The sequence below is a fragment of the Caballeronia sp. GAFFF2 genome (genome assembly GCF_023631485.1).
GTDB lineage: Bacteria > Pseudomonadota > Gammaproteobacteria > Burkholderiales > Burkholderiaceae > Caballeronia.
The window spans coordinates 1-21,626 of the sequence record NZ_JALQDA010000016.1; the positions used below are offsets into that span (position 1 = coordinate 1).

26 protein-coding genes are annotated in these 21,626 nt (G+C 60.5%); 4 read left to right on the plus strand and 22 right to left on the minus strand.

What is annotated here, in order from left to right; translation table 11 throughout:
- The first annotated feature begins 577 nt into the window (after nucleotides 1-577).
- Nucleotides 578-832 (plus strand): DUF4148 domain-containing protein, encoded by a 255-nt coding sequence (locus NCT04_RS11595; RefSeq protein WP_250465501.1) that lies wholly within the window; start codon nucleotides 578-580, stop codon nucleotides 830-832.
- A gap of 3 nt (nucleotides 833-835) precedes the next feature.
- Here NCT04_RS11595 and NCT04_RS11600 read toward each other — a convergent pair whose 3' ends face one another.
- The 15 genes from NCT04_RS11600 to NCT04_RS11670 all read right to left on the minus strand — a co-directional run bounded on the left by NCT04_RS11600 (nucleotide 836) and on the right by NCT04_RS11670 (nucleotide 14,845).
- Nucleotides 836-1,567, minus strand: coding sequence for an LrgB family protein (locus tag NCT04_RS11600; protein WP_250465503.1), 732 nt, complete (start codon nucleotides 1,565-1,567; stop codon nucleotides 836-838).
- Nucleotides 1,564-1,977, minus strand: a complete 414-nt coding sequence (locus NCT04_RS11605) for a CidA/LrgA family protein (protein WP_250465505.1) — start codon at nucleotides 1,975-1,977, stop codon at nucleotides 1,564-1,566. Before NCT04_RS11605 ends, NCT04_RS11600 begins: the two co-directional genes overlap by 4 nt.
- On the minus strand, nucleotides 1,967-3,439 hold the full coding sequence (hydA, locus tag NCT04_RS11610) for a dihydropyrimidinase (RefSeq protein ID WP_250465506.1): 1,473 nt from the start codon (nucleotides 3,437-3,439) through the stop codon (nucleotides 1,967-1,969). The genes NCT04_RS11605 and hydA overlap by 11 nt, the downstream gene beginning before the upstream one ends.
- Before the next feature lie 22 nt (nucleotides 3,440-3,461).
- Nucleotides 3,462-4,427, minus strand: coding sequence for a dihydrodipicolinate synthase family protein (locus tag NCT04_RS11615; protein WP_250465508.1), 966 nt, complete (start codon nucleotides 4,425-4,427; stop codon nucleotides 3,462-3,464).
- Between the two features lie 108 nt (nucleotides 4,428-4,535).
- A complete protein-coding gene (locus tag NCT04_RS11620) occupies nucleotides 4,536-5,480 on the minus strand; it encodes a LysR substrate-binding domain-containing protein (protein ID WP_250465510.1) in 945 nt (314 codons plus the stop codon).
- 141 nt (nucleotides 5,481-5,621) lie between these two features.
- Nucleotides 5,622-6,407, minus strand: coding sequence for an SDR family oxidoreductase (locus tag NCT04_RS11625; RefSeq protein ID WP_250465511.1), 786 nt, complete (start codon nucleotides 6,405-6,407; stop codon nucleotides 5,622-5,624).
- Between the two features lie 49 nt (nucleotides 6,408-6,456).
- Nucleotides 6,457-6,990: a flavin reductase family protein gene (locus NCT04_RS11630; RefSeq protein WP_250465513.1), complete on the minus strand. Its 534-nt coding sequence runs from the start codon at nucleotides 6,988-6,990 to the stop codon at nucleotides 6,457-6,459.
- A gap of 31 nt (nucleotides 6,991-7,021) precedes the next feature.
- Nucleotides 7,022-7,753, minus strand: a complete 732-nt coding sequence (locus NCT04_RS11635; RefSeq protein ID WP_250465514.1) for an RraA family protein — start codon at nucleotides 7,751-7,753, stop codon at nucleotides 7,022-7,024.
- A 42-nt stretch (nucleotides 7,754-7,795) separates the two neighbouring features.
- Entirely contained in the window at nucleotides 7,796-8,776 is a 981-nt protein-coding gene (locus NCT04_RS11640) for a Bug family tripartite tricarboxylate transporter substrate binding protein (RefSeq protein ID WP_250465516.1), read from the minus strand.
- A 46-nt stretch (nucleotides 8,777-8,822) separates the two neighbouring features.
- Nucleotides 8,823-10,328 (minus strand): tripartite tricarboxylate transporter permease, encoded by a 1,506-nt coding sequence (locus NCT04_RS11645; RefSeq protein WP_250465517.1) that lies wholly within the window; start codon nucleotides 10,326-10,328, stop codon nucleotides 8,823-8,825.
- A gap of 67 nt (nucleotides 10,329-10,395) precedes the next feature.
- Complete coding sequence (locus NCT04_RS11650; protein WP_250465519.1) at nucleotides 10,396-10,746, minus strand: carboxymuconolactone decarboxylase family protein; 351 nt, start codon at nucleotides 10,744-10,746, stop codon at nucleotides 10,396-10,398.
- Between the two features lie 60 nt (nucleotides 10,747-10,806).
- Nucleotides 10,807-11,253, minus strand: a complete 447-nt coding sequence (locus tag NCT04_RS11655) for a tripartite tricarboxylate transporter TctB family protein (protein WP_250465520.1) — start codon at nucleotides 11,251-11,253, stop codon at nucleotides 10,807-10,809.
- 37 nt (nucleotides 11,254-11,290) lie between these two features.
- Nucleotides 11,291-12,601, minus strand: a complete 1,311-nt coding sequence (locus NCT04_RS11660; protein ID WP_250465522.1) for an LLM class flavin-dependent oxidoreductase — start codon at nucleotides 12,599-12,601, stop codon at nucleotides 11,291-11,293.
- Between the two features lie 121 nt (nucleotides 12,602-12,722).
- On the minus strand, nucleotides 12,723-13,919 hold the full coding sequence (locus NCT04_RS11665) for a porin (protein ID WP_250465524.1): 1,197 nt from the start codon (nucleotides 13,917-13,919) through the stop codon (nucleotides 12,723-12,725).
- Between the two features lie 197 nt (nucleotides 13,920-14,116).
- A complete protein-coding gene (locus NCT04_RS11670; protein ID WP_250465525.1) occupies nucleotides 14,117-14,845 on the minus strand; it encodes a hypothetical protein in 729 nt (242 codons plus the stop codon).
- A 141-nt stretch (nucleotides 14,846-14,986) separates the two neighbouring features.
- Here NCT04_RS11670 and NCT04_RS11675 point away from each other — a divergent pair, with 141 nt between their 5' ends.
- The gene (locus tag NCT04_RS11675; protein WP_250465537.1) at nucleotides 14,987-15,295 is read left to right on the plus strand and encodes a TraR/DksA family transcriptional regulator; all 309 of its coding nucleotides are present in this window, start codon (nucleotides 14,987-14,989) and stop codon (nucleotides 15,293-15,295) included.
- An 897-nt stretch (nucleotides 15,296-16,192) separates the two neighbouring features.
- On the opposite strand, the gene NCT04_RS11680 is transcribed toward NCT04_RS11675, so the two are convergent.
- Nucleotides 16,193-16,435, minus strand: a complete 243-nt coding sequence (locus NCT04_RS11680) for a hypothetical protein (RefSeq protein ID WP_250465527.1) — start codon at nucleotides 16,433-16,435, stop codon at nucleotides 16,193-16,195.
- Nucleotides 16,420-16,581, minus strand: coding sequence for a response regulator (locus NCT04_RS34690; protein ID WP_350030009.1), 162 nt, complete (start codon nucleotides 16,579-16,581; stop codon nucleotides 16,420-16,422). Before NCT04_RS34690 ends, NCT04_RS11680 begins: the two co-directional genes overlap by 16 nt.
- A 155-nt stretch (nucleotides 16,582-16,736) precedes the next feature.
- Between NCT04_RS34690 and NCT04_RS11685 the strand changes: the two genes are divergently transcribed.
- Together NCT04_RS11685 and NCT04_RS11690 are read left to right on the plus strand one after the other, a co-directional pair.
- Nucleotides 16,737-17,879 carry a response regulator gene (locus NCT04_RS11685; protein ID WP_350030010.1) on the plus strand — a complete coding sequence of 381 codons (1,143 nt, stop codon included), beginning with the start codon at nucleotides 16,737-16,739 and terminating at the stop codon, nucleotides 17,877-17,879.
- A gap of 327 nt (nucleotides 17,880-18,206) precedes the next feature.
- Complete coding sequence (locus NCT04_RS11690; protein ID WP_250465528.1) at nucleotides 18,207-18,698, plus strand: M20/M25/M40 family metallo-hydrolase; 492 nt, start codon at nucleotides 18,207-18,209, stop codon at nucleotides 18,696-18,698.
- Between the two features lie 453 nt (nucleotides 18,699-19,151).
- Here the strand turns inward: NCT04_RS11690 and NCT04_RS11695 are convergent, their stop codons facing one another.
- From NCT04_RS11695 to NCT04_RS11715, 5 genes are all read right to left on the minus strand, one after another.
- Entirely contained in the window at nucleotides 19,152-19,334 is a 183-nt protein-coding gene (locus tag NCT04_RS11695) for a hypothetical protein (RefSeq protein WP_250465530.1), read from the minus strand.
- A complete protein-coding gene (locus NCT04_RS11700; protein WP_250465531.1) occupies nucleotides 19,331-19,612 on the minus strand; it encodes a hypothetical protein in 282 nt (93 codons plus the stop codon). The genes NCT04_RS11695 and NCT04_RS11700 overlap by 4 nt, the downstream gene beginning before the upstream one ends.
- Before the next feature lie 80 nt (nucleotides 19,613-19,692).
- A complete protein-coding gene (locus tag NCT04_RS11705; RefSeq protein WP_250465532.1) occupies nucleotides 19,693-19,893 on the minus strand; it encodes a transcriptional regulator in 201 nt (66 codons plus the stop codon).
- A gap of 67 nt (nucleotides 19,894-19,960) precedes the next feature.
- Complete coding sequence (locus tag NCT04_RS11710; protein WP_250465534.1) at nucleotides 19,961-20,392, minus strand: HEPN domain-containing protein; 432 nt, start codon at nucleotides 20,390-20,392, stop codon at nucleotides 19,961-19,963.
- Nucleotides 20,386-20,742 carry a nucleotidyltransferase domain-containing protein gene (locus NCT04_RS11715; RefSeq protein WP_250465536.1) on the minus strand — a complete coding sequence of 119 codons (357 nt, stop codon included), beginning with the start codon at nucleotides 20,740-20,742 and terminating at the stop codon, nucleotides 20,386-20,388. The genes NCT04_RS11710 and NCT04_RS11715 overlap by 7 nt, the downstream gene beginning before the upstream one ends.
- Between the last annotated feature and the right edge of the window lie 884 nt (nucleotides 20,743-21,626).

The window sequence follows — 21,626 nt, forward strand, 5'->3', positions numbered from 1 at the left end:
CGATACTAGGGCTGACACGCAGAGTGTTTGCAAACGAGGAGGAGTCCATATACGGACATTACAATCTAGCCGCTACAAAACGATCGTTCGATAATGTTAGGTATGTAAAATCTGTTCAAAATGTAGTTTGAGACATTGCAAATTGATGAGGCGACGTGCTTTGCCTGCGGACCTACGTGAAGCGCGTTTAAACGCGCGCAGCCCTTGATCGCATAGTGCAGAAACGCTTCATGAGCATCAGGCATCGTCGCGTAGCCTCGATGCTATGTTGATGCCAGCAAACCTCGCGATAAAACGATAGATACTCCTCGAAGAGTAAGCCTTGCTGTTCGTGTGTTCCGTTCAACTTGTCCGCCGACGAGTACGTGCTTCACCGACCAAGCGCTATCGCTCGCTTTGCGCGAACTGCTAAAAGTATGACGTACGGCGTTTCATGCGCCAAAAGCGAGACATTTCATGCTGAGGCTGAGCCAAGCGCGATCCGGCGCCTCCCGTACAAGGGCGCTATCATGGATCGCGCGCCATTGGGCGCAACTCATTCTCAGTTACACGGAAGAAATTGCAAAAGGAGACTGCTATGAATAAGCTCGTTCGCTGTGTATCTGTCGGCGCCCTGCTCGCCGCCTCTGCTTCTAGCTTCGCGCAAGGCCCGGACGGTTCTTCGCGCCAGACGCTCAATCGCGACTTGTCCGCGCTCGAACAGGCCGGCTACGATCCCGGCGCGCAGACGGCGCACTATCCGCTCGACATTCAGCACGCGCAAAAGCGCGTGGCGCAGCAGCGCGGGCATGCGACGGGTGCGCCGGATGCTTCCGCGAAAGCGCCAGCCTGACGCTCAGGCTCCGATCAGTCGCAACACATGTGCGGCCAACGGCACCAGTGCCGATGTCACCACGCCATTGAGCCCCAGCGCAAATCCCGCGAACGCACCGGCCGTGCCGTCGATCGCGATCATGGTCGCAACGGCGAGGCCGTGTCCGGTCGTGCCGGCGGCCAGGCCTTGAATCTTCAAGTCGCGCACGCCCGCCAACCGTGCGGCGAAGCGCGCGCAGAGCACGGTGACGACCGCCGTCAGCACGGTGAAGGTCGCCGCCAGCGATGCATCCCCGCCCACGCGGGTCGATACGCCGATGGCGATGGGCGTCGTCACCGAATGCGTGAGCAGCGACACTTCGACCAACGGCGACGCGCCGCATAGATGCGCGATGAGCGCCGCCATCAGCGACGAGGTCACCGCGCCCGCGATCACCGCAGGCACGACCGCGCGAAGGCAGCTGCGTATCGCGCTCAAACTTCGGTATAGCGGCACCGCAAGCGCCACCGTCGCGGGTCCGAGCAACACGTTCACGTACTGCGCGCCCTGCATGAAAGTGTCGTAGGACGTGCGCGTCACCGTCAGCAGCAACAACAGACACACCACCGACACCAGCACCGGATTGAACAGCGGATGCTGCTTCGTCGCACGTCCAACGCAAAGGGAGAAGCGATACACGAGCAAGGTCGCGGCAAGCCAGAACAACGGCTCCATCATCAGCGACGAGATGCCTTCGGACAACGCGCCGTTCATGCATCGCCCCGATTCAGCCAGCGCATGACGAACGCCGTCGCCGTCATGCCGGCCACGGTCGAAACGACAATGGCAAGCGCAATGCGCCACCAGTCCGCTTCGAGCAAGCCGAGATGCGTAATCAGCCCCGTTGCAGCGGGCACATAGAACAACGCGAGGCAGCCGAGCAGCAACGCGCTCGCGGCTTCGATATCCGGCGGCACTTCTTTCTTCCACACGCAACGCAGCGTCAGCAACAAGAGGCCGATCAACGCGCCGGGAAACGGCACGGGCAAGCGCCATGCGATCAGATCGCCCGCGAGCTGATAGACGAGCAAGGTGCAGAAGCCCGCCAGCAAGGTCGCCGGTCGGCTGCGCGATGGCGCTTCGCGGGCCGCCGCCGCGTTCATTGCGATACCGTCACGCTTCATCGCGATAGGTCCCGAACGCATGCGCCGACGCACCCATCATCCACCCCGAACCCGAACTCGCCGCCAGCACCGGCTCCGGCGTACCGCGCCGCAGATAGGCGCCGGAACCGGCTTCGACATGCAGCGCGTTGTCTTCGACCACGACGCGACCGCGACTCACCACGATTTCCGGCCATCCCGTCACGGTGCGCCCTTCATATGGCGTATAACCCACGCGGTCGTGCAGCATGGACGCCGACAGCGTGACTTCGCGCGTCGCGTTCCACACGGCGATATCGGCATCGCTGCCGACCGCGAGCACGCCTTTGCGAGGATAGAGGCCGTAAGTGCGCGCGTGCTGCGTGGCGCTCACATCGACGAACTGTTCCATCGTCATGCGGCCCGTGTTGACGCCCGCCGAGAACAAAAGCGGCAGGCGCGCTTCGAGTCCCGGCACGCCGTTCGCCATCTGCTTGAACGAGGTCTTGTTGCCGTGCGGCAGTTTGCCGGTTTCATCGAAACGATAGGGCGCGTGATCCGACGAATACATGCGCAGCACGCCGGTCTTGAGCGCCTCCCACAATGCATCCTGCGCCACGCCGTCGCGCGGCGGCGGACTGCAGCAGAACTTCGCGCCTTCCATACCGGGCTGATCGATATCTTCCGCCGTCAGAAACAGATACTGCGGACAGGTCTCCCCGTAGATCGGCACGCCCAGCGCCTGTGCCGCCGCAATCGTGCGAATGGCCTCGGGCGTGGACACATGCACGATCATCAGCGGCGTGCCCGCCAGTTGCGAGAGCGCAATCGCGCGATACGTCGCCTCCGCTTCCGCAAGCGGCGTATGGGCGACGGCGTGATACTTCGGCGCCTTGTGCCCGCGTTCCACCAGACGCTGAGCGAGCCAGCGGATCATGTCGTGATTCTCCGCATGCACCATTACGAGCGCGCCTTCGGTGCGCGCGACATCGAGCACGTCGAGCATCTGAAAATCGTCGAGCTTCAGCGCGTCGTAGGTCATGAACACCTTGAACGACGTGATGCCGTCGCGGATCGCCTGCGGCAGGTCCACCCGCAAGGTCTGCTCGTCGGGATTGGCGAGAATCAGATGAAAGCCGTAGTCGATCACGGCCTTCTCCGCCGCGCGCCTCGAGTAGTCGGCGATCACCTCGGGCAGCGCGTTGCCGCGATGCTGCGCGCCGAACGGAATGATCGTGGTGTTGCCGCCGAACGCTGCCGAGACCGTCGCGCTGTAGAAGTCGTCGGCGCACATCAGGCCCATGCCCGACAACTGCTCGACGTGGCAATGGCTGTCCACGCCGCCGGGCAGCACGAAGCGGCCGCGCGCGTCGATATCGCGCAGGCCGACGGGCAGGCCGGGCTCCATCGCGGCGATCACGCCGTCGCGTACGCCGATATCGACGCTTGCGGCACCATCCGCGTTCACGACGGTGCCGTGACGTATCGTGAAATCGAAAGTCATGAGCGGGTTCCGGCGAGTCGAATCACAGTACGTCGATGGGCGATGCAGCGCAAACGGACAGTCCCACGCGCTCCACGACCTGTTCGAGTTCGCGCGCGGTTTGCGCATCGATCTGCACGCCGGGCTGGCGCACGGCCGCGCAACGGATTGCACCACGCTGCTGATAGATGTACTTGCGCAAGGTGATGCCGATCTTCGGCTGGAACTCGTAGCGCAGCAGCGGACAGTAACGGTCGAAGGTGGCCGCCGCCCACGCGTAATCGCCTTGCGCATAACGTTCGTAGATTTCGACGAGAATCTCCGGAAATGCAAAGCCGGTCATGGTGCCAACCGCGCCGCGCTGCAACTCTTCCAGAAAGTACACGCCGCCCAATCCGCCGAACACGCTCACCGTGCCGTCCGCGAGCGCGAGAATCTTCGAGATCTTCGGTGCGACGGGCGGCTCTTCCATCTTGATCACATGTACGCCGCCCTCGCGTCCGAGACGCGCGACGACTTCGGGCGACACCACCGTGCCGAACGAATCCGGGAAGTCGTGGATGATGACGGGAATCTCCAGCGCATCCGCAAGCTGGCGGTAGTAGTTGAACAACAGTTCCGCCGATGCGCCGTCGAGCGGCGCGGCGAACACGGCGGCCGCGCCCAGCGCCTGCGCTTCCAGCGCCTGTTCGATAGCGCCCGTGATGCCCAGCGCGCGTACCCCAACCCACACCGGCACGCGGCCGCCGGCCTGACGGATGAACGTCTCGATTACCGTCCTGCGTTCGGCGTTCGAGAGCTTGTGCGACTCGCCGAGAAAACCGAGGATCGCCAGGCCCGTGACCCGCGCGGCGATCTGAAACTCGACCAGCGTCTCGATGCTTTCCACATCGACACGCAGGTCTTCAGTAAAGGGGGTGGGACAAATCGTGTAAACACCGTGCTGCACGCCGAAGGACGACGCGCCATTTACCGCTGCCGCCACCTGCATGGAAAGCCGATCAGACATGTTTAGCTCCGCAAATGAATTCGTTGCAATTGCTTTGAAATGCAACGACAGGAGCATTCAGCTTAACTGTGTCAATTTGGCCTTACCCCATACCTTTTTATCGGAACGCTACATCGTGATCGCATCGACGGAAGCGCTTGCGAACTCCTCGGCAGGGCGATAGCCGAACTCGGCGGTGATGTCGCGCAACGTCTCGCAAAACGCGCCGGCAAGACGCGACAGCGGCTCCTGCTTCAGGCGCAGCAGATTGGCCGTGAGTTGCGGGCTGTCGTGGATGGGACGCGAATCGAGACCGTGGCCCAGACGGCTGTTCATCGAGAAGGTATCGACGAAGGCCACACCGCCGCCCGCCGTCACCACCGAACAGGCCTCCTGCGGTGAAGCCACTTCCACCGCCACGGGCTTGGCGATCTCCGCCGCCGCGAAGATGTTCTCGACCACGTTGCCGAACGGCGTGCCGTGGGGATACGAGACCAGCGGATGCGCGACAAGATCGGCCACCGTGACGGTCTCGAGCTTCGCAAGCGCATGGCCGCTGGGGAATACGCATACAACCGTGCCGTGGCACAGCGGCGTGGAATCGATGTTGGGATGTTCGACCGGCGTCATCGACAAGCCGAGTTCCGCGCGCTGCTGGATGAGCGCATCGAGCAAGGACGGCAAGGTCAGCGCCTGGAACGTGACCTTCACCTGATCGTGCTTGCTGCGAAACCGGGCGATGGCGGCGGGGATCAGTTGGTAACCGAGACTCGGTCCACCCACCAGATGCAACACGCCCGAGCGACGCTCACCGAGTTCGCGCGCGCGTTCGTTGACCCTCGCGATGCCGCGATAGACCTGTTCGATCTCGCGAAAGAGTTCCTTCCCTTCCATCGTCGGATGCAGCCGCGACTTGATGCGCTGGAACAGCGGATAGCCGAGACGCTGCTCCATATACGCCAGCACGCGGCTGATGGCGGGTTGAGAAACGTGCAGCAGGCGTGAGGCGGCGCTGATCGATCCGGTGATCATGATCGCGCGGAACACCTCGATCTGACGGGCATTCAGGGACATGGCAAAAGCGACTCGGGACGCGTGGAGGCAGTCCGAGTATGCTCCGCCAAAATAGCGCACCAATATTCCCGGACGCTTTGCCGCGCCGTGTTTGGACTGTTTTGGTACGAGCGGCCACGCACGTGGCCGCTCGTCGGCACATCACACCGCGCGGATCATGCCGCCGTCCACGCGCACTTTCCCGCCCGTCATGTACGACGCGCGTTCGCTGGCGAGGAAGGTGACCACGGAGGCGAACTCGTCGGCGGTGCCGTAGCGGGCCATGGGAATCGCGGCGGACGAGGCGGCGGCGACATCGCCGATCGACTGGCCGGTGCGGTTCGCGGTTTCGCCGTCTATCTGCCGCACGCGGTCAGTCAGAATGCGCCCCGGCAGTACCAGGTTCACGGTGATGCCGTGTGGCGCCACTTCCGCCGACAAGGTCTTTGCCCAGCCCGCGATGGACGCGCGAATGGCGTTCGACAGCGCGAGCCGCGCAATCGGCTGCTCCACGCCCGACGACGAGATGATGACGATGCGCCCCCACTGCCGCCCGATCATGCCCGGCAGCATGGCCTGCGTCAGTTCGAACAGGCTGCATGCCATCGCCTGGAATTGCGCGGGCCAGTCTTCGGGGCGCGCATCGAGCGCGGTGGTGGTGGGCGGGCCGCCCGAATTGAGCACGAGAATATCCGCGCCGCCGCGCGCATGAATGTCTTCGATGGCCGCCGCCACCGATTCGCGCGACTTCAGATCGAGCGCGAGACTCGACGCGCGCGTCTGCACGTGCGGATCGTTTTCTGCAATCCATGCGTCGATCAAAGCCGTGCGCCGTCCGCAGGCGGTCACGTCCGCGCCTTCGGCCAGCAGCGTGCGCGCGCACGACGCGCCCAGCCCGCTGCTCGCGCCCAGCACCACGGCGCGTTTTCCAACCAGACCCAGTTCCATCCGTTTCCTTCCTCAGAATGTTCGAAAGCCGCCGCTTGAAGCAGGCTTACTAGAAAATCGAAAAGTGGCCGTATGCGCCGTCGCAATAGAGCAAGGGATCGGTCCCCGGCGAAGCGATCACGCTGCGCACGTCGCCCGCAATCAGGCTGTGCGTGCCGCGCTCCCAGCGTTCGCGCACGGTGCAGAACACCGCGCTCTGGCTCTCTTCGAGAAAGGGAATGTCCTTCAGTTCCTTGTCCTCGCAATGCGCCCAGTTGCCGACCCCGAAGCGGTCCAGGCTCGCGGCGCGCGCGATCTTCTCGCCGAGCGCGACATTGCCCGCGCCCAGCACGTTCACGCAGAACGCGCCGCGACTCACCAGCGGCAGATGACACGAGGCGGACTGATTGACCGCGATCATCAGCACCGGCGGTTCGAGCGAGACGGACATGGTGGCGGTCGCGACCATGGCGTGGCGCGTGCCGCCGTCGGCGGTCGAGATCACCGTGACCGTGTTGCCGAAGCCGCGCAGCGCGAGGCGGAAGGCATCGGCCAGCCGCGCGGAATCGTCGCGGGCGCGCAACGCTTGTTCTGTCAATTGCATGGGTTGTACCCTCTTGCGTAGCGGCGGGCGATTACGCGCTGGCCGGAGATTGCGCGGCCTTGAACGCCGCATAGCGCGCAAGCGTCGCTTCGTTGGGCGGATAGGTGCCTTCGAGCGGTTCGCCGGCATCGAGTTCGCTCATTAGAAACGCTTCGAGCTTTTCCTGTTCGTTCGCCAGACGCGCGACTTCCAGCGCCTTGTCGCGCGGAATGCAGACCACGCCATTGGCATCGCCCACCACGATGTCGCCAGGGAACACCGCAATACCCGCGCATCCCACCGGCAACTGCCAGTCCATCACCTGCAGCTTGTTGCCGCCCGGCACCGGCGCGGAACCGCCATGGAACACCGGCAAACCGAGTTCGTCGATCAGCGGCGCATCGCCCACGCCGCCGTCGGTGACGACCGCGCGCACGCCGACACGCAACAGATAGCGCGCGATGATGTCGCCCAGCAGCGAGACCGAGTTTTCGCCGCGCGCATCGAAGACCACGACGTGGCCTCGGCCGATTTCGCCCAGCGCCTGACGATGCGGATTGCGCACCTTGCCCGCGCCGATGGCATCGCGCAGATCTTCGCGAACGGGAATCGTGCGGATGGTGAAGGCTTCGCCCACAAAGCGGCTGTTCTCGCTCGAAATGGGACGCAGGTTTTCGAAGAATCGGGTGCGCAGGCCCTTCTTGTTGAGGATCTGGATCAAGGTCGGAACGGTGACGCCTACGAGCGCCTCTTCGACATCTTTGAGAAATTGTTCGGAGTTCATGGAGTACGGTTACTTGCTAACGAGTTACGCGGACAATTCACGTCAGGCGATCTTCACGTGCGCGCCGTCGACGATTTCCTTCCAGCGGTTGTGTTCCTCGGTCAGGAAGTTCGCGAAATGACTGCGGCTCAATTCGAACGGCACCGCGCCGATAGCCGCGAGATGCTTGATGAAATCCGGCGACTTAAGAATCTGTTCGATGGCGCCATGCAGCTTGGAGACGACCGGATCGGGCGTGCCGGAGCGCGCGGTGATGCCGAACCACGTGGTGATGTCGAAATTCGGCACGCCGGCTTCCTGCATGGTCGGCAGGTCGGGCACGAGCGGCCAGCGATCGGCCGCCGTCACCGCGAGCGCACGCATGCTGCCCGCGCGCACCCCGCCGATGGACGACGGATAGTTGTCGAAGGCCAACTGGCAGACGCCGGACATGAGGTCCGTGACCATCGGTCCGGAACCGCGATACGGCACATGCACGATATCCACGCCCGTGCGCAGCTTGAAGAGTTCGCCCGCCAGATGCACGGAGCCGCCGGTGCCCGCCGAGCCGAAGTTGAGCTTGCCCGGATGCGCCTTCGCATAGGCGATCAGTTCGGCGACCGAATTCACCGGCAGCTTGGGATTGATCACGAGGATATTGGTGATCTTGCCGAGCATGGAGATCGGCACGCTGTCGCGCTTCGGATCGAAACTCGAATCGGGCAGCAGGATCGGGTTGATCGCATGCGTGGCCACATTGGCCATCAGCAGCGCGTAGCCGTCGCGTGGCAGCCGCGTGACGTATTCGGCCGCGCGCGCGCCGGATGCGCCCGGACGGTTGTCCACCAGGAACGGCGACTTGAGGTCCGCCGTGAGGCGTTCCGCGAGCAGGCGCGCCACGATGTCGTTGCCGCCTCCCGGCGGCGCGCCCACGATCAGGCTGACCGGACGCGACGGATAGGCTGCGTCTTCGGCAAAGGCCTGCCCAGTCATGGCGGCGGCGGTCAGACCCCCGGCGGCGCCGAGAAAGGAACGTCGATTCATGCGCATGTCAGTTTCCGTTCGATGTCTTGATGTTTGAGTATTGCGATCATTCGGCCGCGAGTCCGACCGAAGGCGCGCGCATCTTGCGCGACGAGAACGCGATGGCGAGTACCGCGCCGAGCAGCAACAGCGCAAGGCTTAGCGGCCGCGCGAAGAAAGTGAAATAGTCGCCGCGCGAGATGGTGAGCGCGCGCTGCACGTTTTCCTCCAGCGTCGGTCCGAGCACGAGGCCCAGCACCAGCGGCGCGGCCGAGCACTTCAATTGCCGGAACACGATGCCGAACACGGCGAAGACCGCGGTGAGATACACGTCCGTGACCGAGTTCGACACGCTGTAGACGCCGATGCAGCAGAACACGACGATCATCGGGAACAGCAGGCGGTAGGGAATCGCGAGCATGCGGATCCAGATGCCGATCATCGGCAGGTTCAGCACCAGCAGCATCAGATTGCCGATCCACATGCTGGCGACCACGCCCCAGAAGACCATCGAGTGTTCGGTGATGAACTGCGGTCCCGGCGTGATGCCCTGGATCATCATCGCGCCCAGCGTCAGCGCCATGGCGGCGCCGGCCGGAATGCCAAGCGTGAGCATCGGAATGAAGTGGGTGATGGCGGCGGCGTTGTTGGCCGCTTCCGGACCCGCCACCCCTTCGATCGCGCCGTGACCGAAGCGCTCCGGCGTCTTCGACAGACGCCGTTCCGTCGCGTAGCTGGTGAAGGACGAGATCAACGGACCCGTGCCCGGTAGAATGCCGAAGGCCGAGCCGATCAGCGTGCCGCGACAAATTGCCGCGGCGGACATCTTGAAGTCACTCCACGTCGGCATGAGACCCGTCACCTTGATATCGGAGGCGGTCTTGCGCGTGCCGCCCGAGGCGAAGTGAATGACTTCCGCAATCGCATACAGGCCCACTGCGACGGCGACGAAGTTCACGCCGTCCGCAAGATCCTGATTGCCGAAGGTGAAGCGCTGCACGCCCGAGGCCACATCCGTGCCCACCGCGCCCACGAGAAGGCCCAGCACGCCCATGCAGATGGTCGAGAGCACCGGACCTTCGGAAGAGAGCGCCGCGACCGTGATGAGGGCCATGACGACCATCGACGCATATTCCGCCGGGCCGAACAGCAGCGCCACACGCGAGAGCCACGGCGACATCACCGCAATCACCAGCACGCCGAAGCAGCCCGCGATGAACGACGAGATCGCCGCCGTGCTGAGCGCGGCGCCCGCGCGGCCCTTGCGCGCCATCGGATGCCCGTCGATGCAGATCACCACCGAGGTCGGCTCGCCCGGCATGTTGAGCATGACCGCCGTGGTCGAGCCTGAATGATGCGCGCCGTAGTAGATGCCCGAGAGCATGATGAGCGAGGTCACCGCCGGCAGCTTGAACGTCAGCGGCAACAGCATGGCGATGGTCGTGATCGGGCCGAGGCCTGGAAGAATGCCGACGAAGGTGCCAAGCGCCGCGCCGATCACGCAGTAGTAGAAGTTGTAGGGCGACAGCGCCGTGAGGAAACCGGAGCCCAGATTCTGGAAGAGTTCTTGCAAGATGATCACCGCGGCTGATATCGACAGAAGGTGTCCGGCGCAAGGCGCACGGAGCGTGTGAACGGTGTCAGGAAGCGCCGGCGCCGAATTCGCCCACGGCATCGAGCGCCTTCAGCGAATGCACATAGGCCGCGCCCGCATTCAGCGCAATGGCTACACCGAGTGCTTCGCTCACTTCTTCCATGCTCGCGCCGGCTTTCACCGCCGCCATCGCGTGCGAGCCGATACAGCCATCGCAGCGCGTCGTGACGGCCACCGCGAGCGAGATCAGTTCGCGGGTTTTGGCATCGAGCTTGCCGGTGCCGGTTTGCGCTTCGTTGAGTTCGCTAAAGGCGCTCAGCATGCGCGGATGGTTTTGCTGAAAAACCGCCGACAGCTTGCGATTGTTGGCGACGAGATCATTCCATTGGGACGACATGAGGCTTTCCTCTCGGGTAAGAAACAGGGGGTGAAGCGTGTTAAGAGATTGACGTCTTCGTTACTTGAGTAGCGCGAAGGGCATGCCGAGGAGATACACGAACAGCACGCAGCACACGGCGGTGAGCAGCACCGTGAGAATCAGCACTTCGATTGGCCGCTCGCGCCAACGCTGATAACAGACGATGGCGCTCAGCACCGCGACCGCCGGCGCGAAGCCGAACGCCTTGAGCACGATGCCGAACAACACGATGCCGACCACGATGATCAGCGCCGTGGGACTGAGCTTCACGGCTTCGTCGTCCGCGCCCTTGCGCCAGCCGATCAGCATGTTGGTAAGACCGAGCAGCGCCAGCATGCCGGACACGCCGAGCGGGAAGTAGCCTGGTCCCATGTCGGTCGCGGTGCCGAGACGGTACTGGCAGGCATAGATGCCGCCCATCAGGCCGATGGCGGCAAAGACGAGCCCGGCGGCGAGACGGGTGTTCCTGATGGTGATCGCTTTCATGGAGGGTCCGGTGTGCGTGGTCTTTTTCGCTCAGGCGTCAGGCGGGCATGCGTGCGCCCAGACGCGCGCGCAAGGTCTTTTCCGGATAGCCGGTGTTCATTAGGCCGCGCTTCTGAAGTTCCGGCACGACGTGATCGACGAAGTCGGTAAGATCGCGCGGCATCACCGGCGCCATCACGTTGAAGCCGTCGCAGCCGGACTGCGTGAGCCAGCGCTCCATTTCATCGGCGATAAAGGACGGCGTTCCGATCAGCGGCAGGAAACCGCGCGCCGCCGTCGTACGCTGATAAAGCTGGCGGATGCTGAGGCTTTCGCGACGCGCCATGTCGATCAGCACCTGGCGGCGGCTCTTGCCGCCTTCGGTGTCGGGGATATCGGGCAGCGGGCCGTCGAGGTCGTAGCCGGACAGATCAAATCCGCCGAACAAGTCCTTCAGCTGGTTCAGGCCGATGTCCTCGTGCACCAGCGTCTGCAACTCTTCGAACTTGCGATGTGCGTCTGCTTGCGTTTCGCCCACGATCGGCAACATGCCGGGCAGGATCTTGAGTTCGTCCTGCGCGCGGCCGTACCGGCTCATGCGGCCTTTGAGATCGGCATAGAACTTCTGCGCGTTTTCCAGCGTGGGCTGCGCGGTGAAGACGGCATCCGCCGTGCGCGCGGCCAGTTCCTTGCCCTCTTCCGACGATCCCGCCTGCACGACCACCGGGCGTCCCTGCGGCGAAGGCGGCGTGTTCAGCGGCCCGCGCACCGAGAAGAAATCGCCCTTGTGATTGAGCGTGTGCAGACGTTCGGGATCGAAGTAGAGGCCGGCCTGCTTGTCGCGCACGAAGGCATCCGCATCCCAGGAACGCCACAGGCCTTCCACCACGCGATGAAACTCTTCGGCCCGCATATAGCGCTTCGAATGCTCAATCTGGCTCGCGAGGTGATAGTTCATCGCTTCGGACTCGGAGGTCGAGGTCACCAGATTCCAGCCGATTCGCCCGCCGCTCAGCACATCGAGCGAGGCGAACATGCGGGCGACCGTGTACGGCTCGTTATAAGTCGTCGAGGTGGTCGCGACCAGCCCGATATGCTCCGTCGATACCGCCAGCGCCGAGAGCAAGGTGAGCGGCTCCATGACCGCGACGCGCGGCATGCGCTTGAGCGCCGAGATATCCCAGTCGCGAAAGCCCGCGCTATCCGCGAGGAACACGAGATCGAACGAGCCGCGTTCCGCCGTGCGCGTCAGATGCAGGTAGTGCTGAAACGAAAACTCCGATTCGAGATTAGTCGACTCGTGCCGCCAGCCCGCCTGATGATGGCCGAATCCATGCAGGAACGCTCCGAGATGCATTTTCTTGTTCACGCCTGATCACCTTGAACCTAAGCGGTTCGATATTTCGTCGAACCATGGTAATTTTTAAAAAAAGCACGACCCTATGCCTTTTTGAGGCAGTCGATGTCGTCTGGCTTATACCCTTGACGCTTTAGAAGTGCGTTTCGAAGCCGGCGCGGACCATGAACTGATTGCCCGACCCCGAAGAATTTCCGTTCGCGCTGTCGCCAATGGAGGAAGTCGCGCCGATCACATTGCCGTAGGCATCCATCATCTGTCCCTTGGCGTGCTGATATGCGACGATCAGATAAAGGCCGGTGCGCTTGCTAAGGAGATAAAGCGCATTGCCCGCGATGTTTTCGTATTGCGCGCGCTCGGCGGTCGACGTGACGGGCTGGCCGCGCGTATAGGCCACGGAACCACCCACGCGCAAGGCAGGCGTGATGAAGTATTTGGCGCCCGCGCCGACCGAGTTATAAGCCACGCTCTGCGCAAACGACGACTGCGCCGGCGGACGATATTGTGTGTAGCCATAATTGGTGCCCACCGTGAGCTTGCCGATGGTGTATTGCGCCACCGCGCCCACGATCTGCACCATGCGCGAGCCGATGAAACCCGCCGTCGGCGACGAGCCGTAATTGCCGTCGGACGACGCGGACCATGCATTGCCCACGCCATAGGTATTCACCATGCGCAGATAAGCGGCGCCCAAGGCAAGCGGGCCTTGCACGTAATTCATGCCCGCACTGACCGTACTACCCGAATTCAAGGAGCCTGCGTTATTGCCAAAGCCGTAAAGCACGTCGGCGGTCATGCCGCGGTAGTTCGGGCTTTGGTATTTGATGGAGTTATTGACGCGAATACTATCGTCGAGATTCGAGATATCGCCCGGATACGTGCCCGAGCCGCTGCCGAAGTCGTTACCGTAAAGCAGCAGCAAATCGGTCATCGGCTCGTATTGGCGGCCCATCGTCAGAGTACCGAAGCGATCGGACGTGACGCCCACAAAAGCCTGGCGATTGAACTCATTACCGCTGCTGGCAAATGCACCGGTATTGATATTGAAGCCATTTTCAAGCTGGAAAATAGCCTTTAATCCGCCGCCGAGATCTTCCTTGCCTTGCAAACCCCAGCGATCCGCGTAAAGCGCGCCGCTACGTATGCTCAGGCTGGATTTGTTCGTATATTGAACAGGCTTGCCTTTAGCGCCTGTCGATTGCGCCACGCCTACGTGATTGAAGTATTGAATGCCGTCGTCGACGATACCGTAAAGCGTGACGCTGCTTTCCGCATGGGCAAGAGATACACCTGCGCTCGTCATGAGCGCGGTGAGGAACGCCTTTTTCATGGTGCTGGTGTCCTGACAATTATTGGAAGACTGTGAGACGAGTCTAAGCATCCAATTTTCAGCACCGTGCATATCAAAACGTTCGTCATCTCCTACATGAGGTTATCGTTTGGACACAACCATGCACAAGTCCGTACTGACGTGGTTGGCTAGCCGGAGTAAAGGTCTCCGGAAAACCCGGTGCGCTTCAGGGCGCCTCAAGGATTCGCTTCGCCGGGCTTACGCCCGTCCTTGACCCGCCAACCCACCCACTCAAAACTCAAAAGAGGCTCTTTTTCGTCCGTATTGTGCTGTACTTTAGTCGTTGTCACCCGGCCACAAGAGATCTCTTCCGATTTGCCGCGAGAACCGGCCTTTCTAACGGCGTCTTGTCCTTTTACCCCCGCGCTCGCCTGCAATAAATGCTGCATAAGCGCGCCTTTGCCCGGCTTCGCCTCTAACCACTCATTTGCCTCGACGAGTGCTACCATCCTCACCTGTCGCAATTGACGGTGATGTTCATCGAGCACAGGCGCGAGGGAAGCGATCAAATTTTCGTCGAATCTCCAAGTGCCGGTCTCACAGCCTAGTTCGATAACCCGCGCTAGACCGGCCTTGGAGTTCGACATCGCGTGCTCATCGACCACCCCATATCCCAGCATGACAAGACGGTGCACCGCCATCGCGGCATGCGCGAGCGCTAAGGCAACCTCGGAACCCGCATCACCTGCGCGCGCCCGTTCCAGCGCGGTCCAAGATCGCAACGAAATCCGGTTGGCTGCTGCCGTATCGAGCGGCAGAAACAAAGCTTTCTTATGGTGGGCGCGCTTCGCCAAGCCCATTGAGGTTTTGGTCTTACGAACTTTTGCCATTTGCATGCTTTCACGGGAGAAGGTCTGGGCTTTTACATACAGGCCGACGGGTGCAGGCGTGTAGTGCCATGACACGTGTATTGTGGTTGAGTTGCGATCTCGCGCACAGCCGCATATTGGTTATGTTAAGCCGGATATTGCCAAAGCTATCTCCAGTCCTTAAGGTACGGAGGTCTGATGTGCGCGAACCCATCCGTATGGAGGCGAAAAGTGACAATGCAGAACCGTGAATTGACGACTGAATTTGTGACGGAGCAGCGAGAACGCCTGTTACGAATGCGGAAAGATTTTGCTAACCATGACGATGTTGCTTCCGTAACGAATCCAGCAGGCTCGAATCCGGGCATGCTCAATTTTAACCGGCTCCGTATTGGCGACATCGACAGAGCATTGCAGAAGATCGACGATGGAACGTACGGACTGTCTGACGAGAGCGGCGAGCCAATACCGCAGGCGCGGCTCGAAGTGTTTCCTGACGCGCTCTACACTGAACGCGAGCAGGAAGAGAGAGAAGTCGGTAAGTAAGGTCTTCGCGCAAGCCTGATTGAGCTTCGAGTGCTGCAAAAACGTGGACAGAGTACCAACGCGCCTATTACGCAAAGCGTTGTTGCGCCCGGAGTTACTTTGCTAACGGTCTTAGCTCAAAACGAAGGCACCTCTATCGATGTGTCAGGTTCTGTTTTGCATATGAGCAAACATTTGGCTCAATAACCCGTGAGACTGAATAAGTCGTGCGGCAGAAGGATGCGCAAGGCTTTTTGCCTTACAGAGCAATCCTTTCGCCGCTTTACACCTGTTTCCGTCTGCGTAAAGCAGTTGGACGGCGCGTATTGACAAACGAGCCTCTGTTTGGAATCGCGTACGACGTAATGTGCCGCGACAATGGCGAAACTCATTTCGCTCATGCTCTTGTCGCTCGCTTTCACGATGACGTACGCGACTCGATCCCGCGCGCCGCCTGCTCCGGGCAATAAGCGCGGCGCGCGTAACTCCTTACTTCTTTCCACGGATTGAACGACAATCGCGACACGTTAATGCCAGTCGGAGATCCGGCGCCTTCCCAGTGCAAGGTATGCCTGGTCCGACCTACGCTTGCGTTCTAACATGAGCGAAACGCTCGACTTCGACGGCGTCGCCCCGCTCAGCTGCACTCAGCCTTTCAAGCAGCGCAGTTACGGCTGAAAACTGGTGATGCAACAGATGTTGCCTTCGCATCAAGTCATTGAGGCGCTTGCACCAGTAGACGATAGGAAGCGCAGGAATAGGCTCGCGCAGTACCGCTTCAACCGCAAATCGGAGATGAGCGAGGTCGCTGTCAATCATTCGCAGTTCGAATGATCCTAAAACACGATTTTGGGCCAAGTCCATGCCGTATTATCGGCATGATCCGCGCAAAGCTTTACAGGTTGATTCGCGAAGAAATCACATGGCCGAACCGTCAATGCAGCGGTCAACGCGCAATGGCGCGCTCGCAAGTACTCGTTTTATTGCGTTAAGCATCCCGGTCACAGGAAAAGGTTTTTGCAGGATTTCTGCGAGGGGAAGCGGCGCGACGGGCGGCAATGCGCTCATTGCGATCACAGGAATAGCGCAAAAGGCGGGCGATGACTTCAGTCGATGCAGCAATTCTTCGCCCCCCATCACCGGCATCATCCAGTCGGACAAACGGCATCGGGTCGCCAGTCATTTGCCAGTTGCATGGCTTGGAGCCCGTTCTTTGCTGAGCGGACGTCGTAACCCGCATCGGTCAAAATCACCTCTAGCACCTCGACGATACCTGGCTCGTCGTCAACCAATAGAACCCGTTGCATAGTTCAACGCCCGCGCGCCTCTATTTTGCTTCCGTCAACCGTATAACCGTGTTTTGGTAAGCTCGGCCTCTGCTTGCGATCGCTGAGTTACGTATTGTCCGACCCGCGCAAGCTCCGTTCCACGCCTTGTGGTTGGGCAGGGGGCACGCGATGCGATGCCTGATGGCGGCAAACTCACGCTTGAATTGTCTAACGCAATGTTAGATGACCGGTATGTGCGTTCGCTGTCCTTATCGGACGTGCCAGCGGGGCAATACGTGATGCTCGGTGTTACCGATTCGGGGACCGGTATGGCTCAGGACGTGATCGAGCGCGCGTTCGATCCATTCTTTACAACCAAACCTGAAGGCGAAGGCACGGGATTGGGCCTGAGCATGGCTTACGGCTTTGTCAAGCAAAGCGGCGGTCACATTCGCATTTACAGCGAGGTCGGACACGGCACGACGATACGCGTCTACCTGCCGAGATCGACTGTCGCCGCACTCGAACCCGTCACGCGGCGAACCGCTACACCGGTCGGCGGCAACGAAACGGTGCTGGTCGTAGAGGACGACAAAAAAGTTCAGGAAACAGCTATCGAGATGTTGAGCCAACTCGGCTACAGCGTGCTCAAAGCGGACAATGCGGATCAGGCGCTGGCCGTGTTGAGCAGCGGCGTGCATGTCGATCTCCTTTTCACAGACGTCGTCATGCCAGGCACGCTCAAAAGTCCGGAAATGGCGCGGCGCGCCATACAGTTGCAGCCGAATCTGCAGGTTTTATTCACTTCCGGCTACACTCAGAACGCTATCGTGCATGGGGGGCGTCTGGACCCGGGTGTCGAGCTATTGAGTAAGCCATATAGCCGCGACGATATAGCGTTTAAGCTACGCCAGATGCTCGACCCCGCTCAAGCAGCACCGCCTTGTAAGAGCGAAGAGGAACAGGCGCAGAGTTCTCGAGGCCAAGTAACCACTAAGCGCATTCTCGTTGTGGACGATGACGGTGCGACTCGCGAGGCGGTCACTGAGCTTCTGAAAATGCTCGGTCACCGCTGCGAAGCCATCAGTTCACCCAGGCAAGCACTAGAGGTGGTGATCCGCCGAAACTTCGATATCCTGATAACTGACCTCAACCTTCCCGGCATGTCAGGCATCGACTTGGCCCGCAGCATCTTGGCGCGTTGCCCCAAAATGCACGTCATCTTCTCGTCCGGTCACATGGTCTTGCCGGAACAGGCCTCTGATTTCACATGGCGCGACTTGCCCAAGCCGTACACTCTCGATCAACTTGAAAATGCATTGCGGCTCGTACCCTGACCCCTTGACGAGATGATCATCGACGAGGTGTTCATGACCTAGCTTTCCAAGCAAACCGGATGGGCTATTTGCTGCGGGACGCAACACGGTCGCCCGGCAGATTAACGGTACACCGGGAGGCCGGCATGTCGACCCCTTGCGAGGTACACGGAACAACACTCGATCGGTCTCCAGCAGCAATCGCGCGGCGAGCACGAAACATGGATCAGCTGCTTATCCTGGTAAGCAAATACGGGCAGAAGCTCCAAATCGCCTTACCTGGGTGTATTAGCGGAACAAGAGCACCCAGTAGCAGAGTAGCAGAATTGAAGCACCTCAACAGCTGTATTGTCCGTCACGGAAATGCACGCAGGCAGCGCGGGCAACGTGATTCCAGGGCACGCCACGCTTTCGGGCACAATGTGCGCGTTCAGTGACGACGTGCTCGATCTGATCGAGCGCCGCATGAACGAGATCGCGCAGGGCATGGCGGATGCGCACGGCGTGCGAGCAGACTTTCGCTTCGAGCGTGTGTATCCGGCGCTCGAAAAACATCGCGAGGAGGCAGCGCGTGCGGCGCGCGCGCTGGCATCGCTCGTGGGCAAAAATCGCGTGAACGTGGATGTGTCGCCGCAGATGCCATCCGAAGACTTCGCGTTTTATACGCAGCATCGGCCGGGATGTTATGTGTTCATCGGCAATGGCGACGGTTCGGAATACGGCGACTCCGGTTGCGCGATTCCACTACACAGTACCAGCTACGACTTCGACGATGCCGCGCTGAAAACGGGCGTAGCCTGGTGGGTCGCGCTTGCGCAGGACCTACTTTCTTTGCATTAGCGTTTAGTCGAGGCCGCGTTGGCCGGACGCGGCGGGAACCGCCACAGGAGATTCTTCCGCAAGACCCATACGCGCCAGCACGTCCGACAAACCTTGATGCACCGCCTCATTGCCGAACAATCGCTGCAAGCGTGAGTCGCTTTCTGCGGAAGATTCACTTGGGGCGCGGATGACAACTTCCGACAAGTTCCAGAATATCGGAGAAGATCTTCACGCGTTCAGGGCCGATTTCAATTTCGGCCCATGCCGTGAAGTCGGTTCGGGTCGCGCACGTGATCCTAGGTCAAAGGATCCGACCGATCCAACCGATCTGTACAAGCCAGACGATCAGCGCTAAGACGAGTGCGATGAAAAAAATCCACAGCCCAAGTCGTAAAGCAAGGCTTTTTTTCGATTTGCTGTCGGTCATATCGAATCAAAAAAGTGTTTTCCTATTAGCGTGTGCGCCAACCACTACCCGTTATCCTTCAAGTCTTGCAGCGAAACTTCGAGAACCTCGGCCGCGTCGGCATGGAGCTGCGCCAAGCCCGCATCCATCTCGAAGCCAGAGGGCATCGACCGGCTTTCGGCTGCATCACGCAGCACATTAATCGCCAGACGTAATGCGTCGGCCAAGGCTAGGTAGCGGCTGCTCATGTTTTCTCGTCTAAAATCGCGTCAGTCTTCTCGCCGAATAGGTCTAGGCTGTTGAGGCATTGCTTTACGGCCTCATCAATCGTTGGCTCATCAGTCGGTGTAACGACAGTCACATAAGAGGATGCCGGGTCAGCTTGAACGTGTGGCGTCTCAACCGTTGCCAAGGGATACTGCGCGTCGTCGACGATCAGTCGCGCGGCGACGCGTTGCGCGACTTCAAGATAGTGATGCGAATTTCCAAACAGTTCCTCATCGCCACGCGCAAGTGCGCGACGCATGAGAGACAGTCGATACGCGTCGTCGCTCCTCCATTTAACTCGCTGAGTACTTGGTGATTTTATATACTCGTTGAGTATCGTCAAGCCTTCTCGTAATGATTCTCCAAAATCTCGCGAATGAACTTCCACGCCATCTCAGGCATGGCGCGAAACTCCTTGGAATCGCTGGGTAGAAGCCAGTTATCCAACCCGCGCTTCTTTGCACCTATGCGTTCCGCAAACTGCTCGCGCGTCATGCCCATCGTGTCCATTGCGTGCCGTAGAAAATCCTGCTGCGTCATCGGTGTGCTCTTTCTCACCGCACCATCCTCTCACCAAATTTTCGACATATCACCTTGTCCATGCGGCTCACGGGCGGGGCCGTCGCGGACCTTTATCAGCCGGTCTCGGTGCATCAATCCGGTACACGGCCTGTATCGCCTGAATGAACAAGCCTGACTGCTCAACGACCCACGTTGCCAGCTCCGTGTCCACGCTGTTGCCGGTATAGTCGGCCACCTGGCGGATTTCCTGAGCCCGGTTCAGAGTGCGGCCCCAATCGGGCCGAACCTGACCGGTCTTGACCAGGTGCAGGCCGAAGGCGGCAATCACACCGTTGTGGGTTCGCACGACGTTCGGATCGACCGGCGCACCGGAGGCGAGCAACGCGGCGCGCGCCGCGTCAAACATGGCGTAATAGGCGCGATTGCACGCCCCGTTAATGTCACCATCATCGAGCAGCAAAGCCGCCGAGGTCGATGCCCTAAGGGCCTTCGTCAGAAGGTCGTGGACGCTTACCACAGCCGAACTCCGTCACTTTCGATATTGCGTAATAGCGCGGGGTTGGAATACGACTCCGGATGCGCCCATTCTTCTTCCCAGACGGGAAGGGGCTGCACCCGGATACCCGTTTCCAGCAACACATCGAACGCCATGTCGGCCATCGTTAATTTGGCCTCCATGAATTGGCCGCGTGACCCAGGCAGGACAACTGCGATATCGGCGTCACTGTCCGGGCGGAATCCGCCTTTCGCACGGCTACCAAAGAGGATGGCGCCTTTGACCGGAAAGGCCTTGGAGGCCCTGTCAAGAAAGGCGAATGCTGTCTGCTTGGTATCGGCGTCGATAGGGTGTTCGGTAAGGGTGTGCATGCGCGGGCGCCTCACGTTGAATATACTCAATGAGTATCATATATCACGGCGACGCCGGCACGCAACAGTGACCATCGGCGTATCGGCCAATGACACCAAATCTTCACTCCCAATCGAGGCTGTCAAATTCCGCTAATGCCTCACGGTGCTCTCGCGGCGTCACGTCCAAGAACGGCGAGATGTGATCAAAGAATGTCCCAACAACAACCGGACGGTTTCGAGTGAGTGCCCTTGCGCCACAAGGCGACTGGCAAAGGTTCGGCGGCCACTGTGGCTGCTATGACCGGCGGCAAGGCCTGCTAAACGGTACCGACCGGTCACTTAGCTTTGGAGGCTGTCGGCCGCAAGAAATTCGACCGTCTCACCGTCGGAGTTGATCCTCCGCTTAACGCTCGACTTGAACGCACTGCCTTGCCTTTCTGCGTGAGGATCAATCGGGTTTCGGGCATGAGTCCACGGTACTCGCGTTGATCGAGAGCCGCGCCGTCACCGCGCTGGAAGCGCCATTCGGTGTAGCGGTCGAACGCAGCGATTGTGCGCTCGTGCGCCGGACAGACACAGCGCTTCTCCCGGTTAGCAACAGTGTTTCGCACTGGTGGGAATGCCTGCAAATGGATGGTTAGATCTCTGCATAGCAGATTCGCTGCTTTTAGACTGGCACATCCTTGACATCAACAGGGGGTGCCCTCAATAACGGATTTTTGATGGCATTCCGAACGTCGCTAATCGACCTATTTCGTTGAAAAACTCGCCTGAAAGTCGGATTGTTCGTTATCCTGGATTCATCAAACGACGGAGTGCATCGTCATGATGGGTCAGCGAAGTGGCAATCAGGAGCAGCTGTTTTACGCGTTCAACCTTGATGATCATGTTCCGAAAGACCA

Excerpts from the sequence above, each read along its gene's own strand:
- NCT04_RS11630 (WP_250465513.1), bottom strand. The coding sequence starts at position 6,990 with ATGCAATTGACAGAACAAGCGTTGCGCGCCCGCGACGATTCCGCGCGG.
- NCT04_RS11655 (WP_250465520.1), bottom strand. The coding sequence starts at position 11,253 with ATGAAAGCGATCACCATCAGGAACACCCGTCTCGCCGCCGGGCTCGTC.
- hydA (WP_250465506.1), bottom strand. The coding sequence starts at position 3,439 with ATGACTTTCGATTTCACGATACGTCACGGCACCGTCGTGAACGCGGAT.
- NCT04_RS11635 (WP_250465514.1), bottom strand. The coding sequence starts at position 7,753 with ATGAACTCCGAACAATTTCTCAAAGATGTCGAAGAGGCGCTCGTAGGC.
- NCT04_RS11650 (WP_250465519.1), bottom strand. The coding sequence starts at position 10,746 with ATGTCGTCCCAATGGAATGATCTCGTCGCCAACAATCGCAAGCTGTCG.
- NCT04_RS11685 (WP_350030010.1), top strand. The coding sequence starts at position 16,737 with ATGCCTGATGGCGGCAAACTCACGCTTGAATTGTCTAACGCAATGTTA.
- NCT04_RS11715 (WP_250465536.1), bottom strand. The coding sequence starts at position 20,742 with ATGCACACCCTTACCGAACACCCTATCGACGCCGATACCAAGCAGACA.
- NCT04_RS11695 (WP_250465530.1), bottom strand. The coding sequence starts at position 19,334 with ATGAGCAGCCGCTACCTAGCCTTGGCCGACGCATTACGTCTGGCGATT.
- NCT04_RS11595 (WP_250465501.1), top strand. The coding sequence starts at position 578 with ATGAATAAGCTCGTTCGCTGTGTATCTGTCGGCGCCCTGCTCGCCGCC.
- NCT04_RS11620 (WP_250465510.1), bottom strand. The coding sequence starts at position 5,480 with ATGTCCCTGAATGCCCGTCAGATCGAGGTGTTCCGCGCGATCATGATC.
- NCT04_RS34690 (WP_350030009.1), bottom strand. The coding sequence starts at position 16,581 with ATGCAACGGGTTCTATTGGTTGACGACGAGCCAGGTATCGTCGAGGTG.
- NCT04_RS11615 (WP_250465508.1), bottom strand. The coding sequence starts at position 4,427 with ATGTCTGATCGGCTTTCCATGCAGGTGGCGGCAGCGGTAAATGGCGCG.
- NCT04_RS11700 (WP_250465531.1), bottom strand. The coding sequence starts at position 19,612 with ATGCGTCGCGCACTTGCGCGTGGCGATGAGGAACTGTTTGGAAATTCG.
- NCT04_RS11625 (WP_250465511.1), bottom strand. The coding sequence starts at position 6,407 with ATGGAACTGGGTCTGGTTGGAAAACGCGCCGTGGTGCTGGGCGCGAGC.
- NCT04_RS11665 (WP_250465524.1), bottom strand. The coding sequence starts at position 13,919 with ATGAAAAAGGCGTTCCTCACCGCGCTCATGACGAGCGCAGGTGTATCT.
- NCT04_RS11705 (WP_250465532.1), bottom strand. The coding sequence starts at position 19,893 with ATGACGCAGCAGGATTTTCTACGGCACGCAATGGACACGATGGGCATG.
- NCT04_RS11640 (WP_250465516.1), bottom strand. The coding sequence starts at position 8,776 with ATGAATCGACGTTCCTTTCTCGGCGCCGCCGGGGGTCTGACCGCCGCC.
- NCT04_RS11675 (WP_250465537.1), top strand. The coding sequence starts at position 14,987 with ATGCAGAACCGTGAATTGACGACTGAATTTGTGACGGAGCAGCGAGAA.
- NCT04_RS11605 (WP_250465505.1), bottom strand. The coding sequence starts at position 1,977 with ATGAAGCGTGACGGTATCGCAATGAACGCGGCGGCGGCCCGCGAAGCG.
- NCT04_RS11600 (WP_250465503.1), bottom strand. The coding sequence starts at position 1,567 with ATGAACGGCGCGTTGTCCGAAGGCATCTCGTCGCTGATGATGGAGCCG.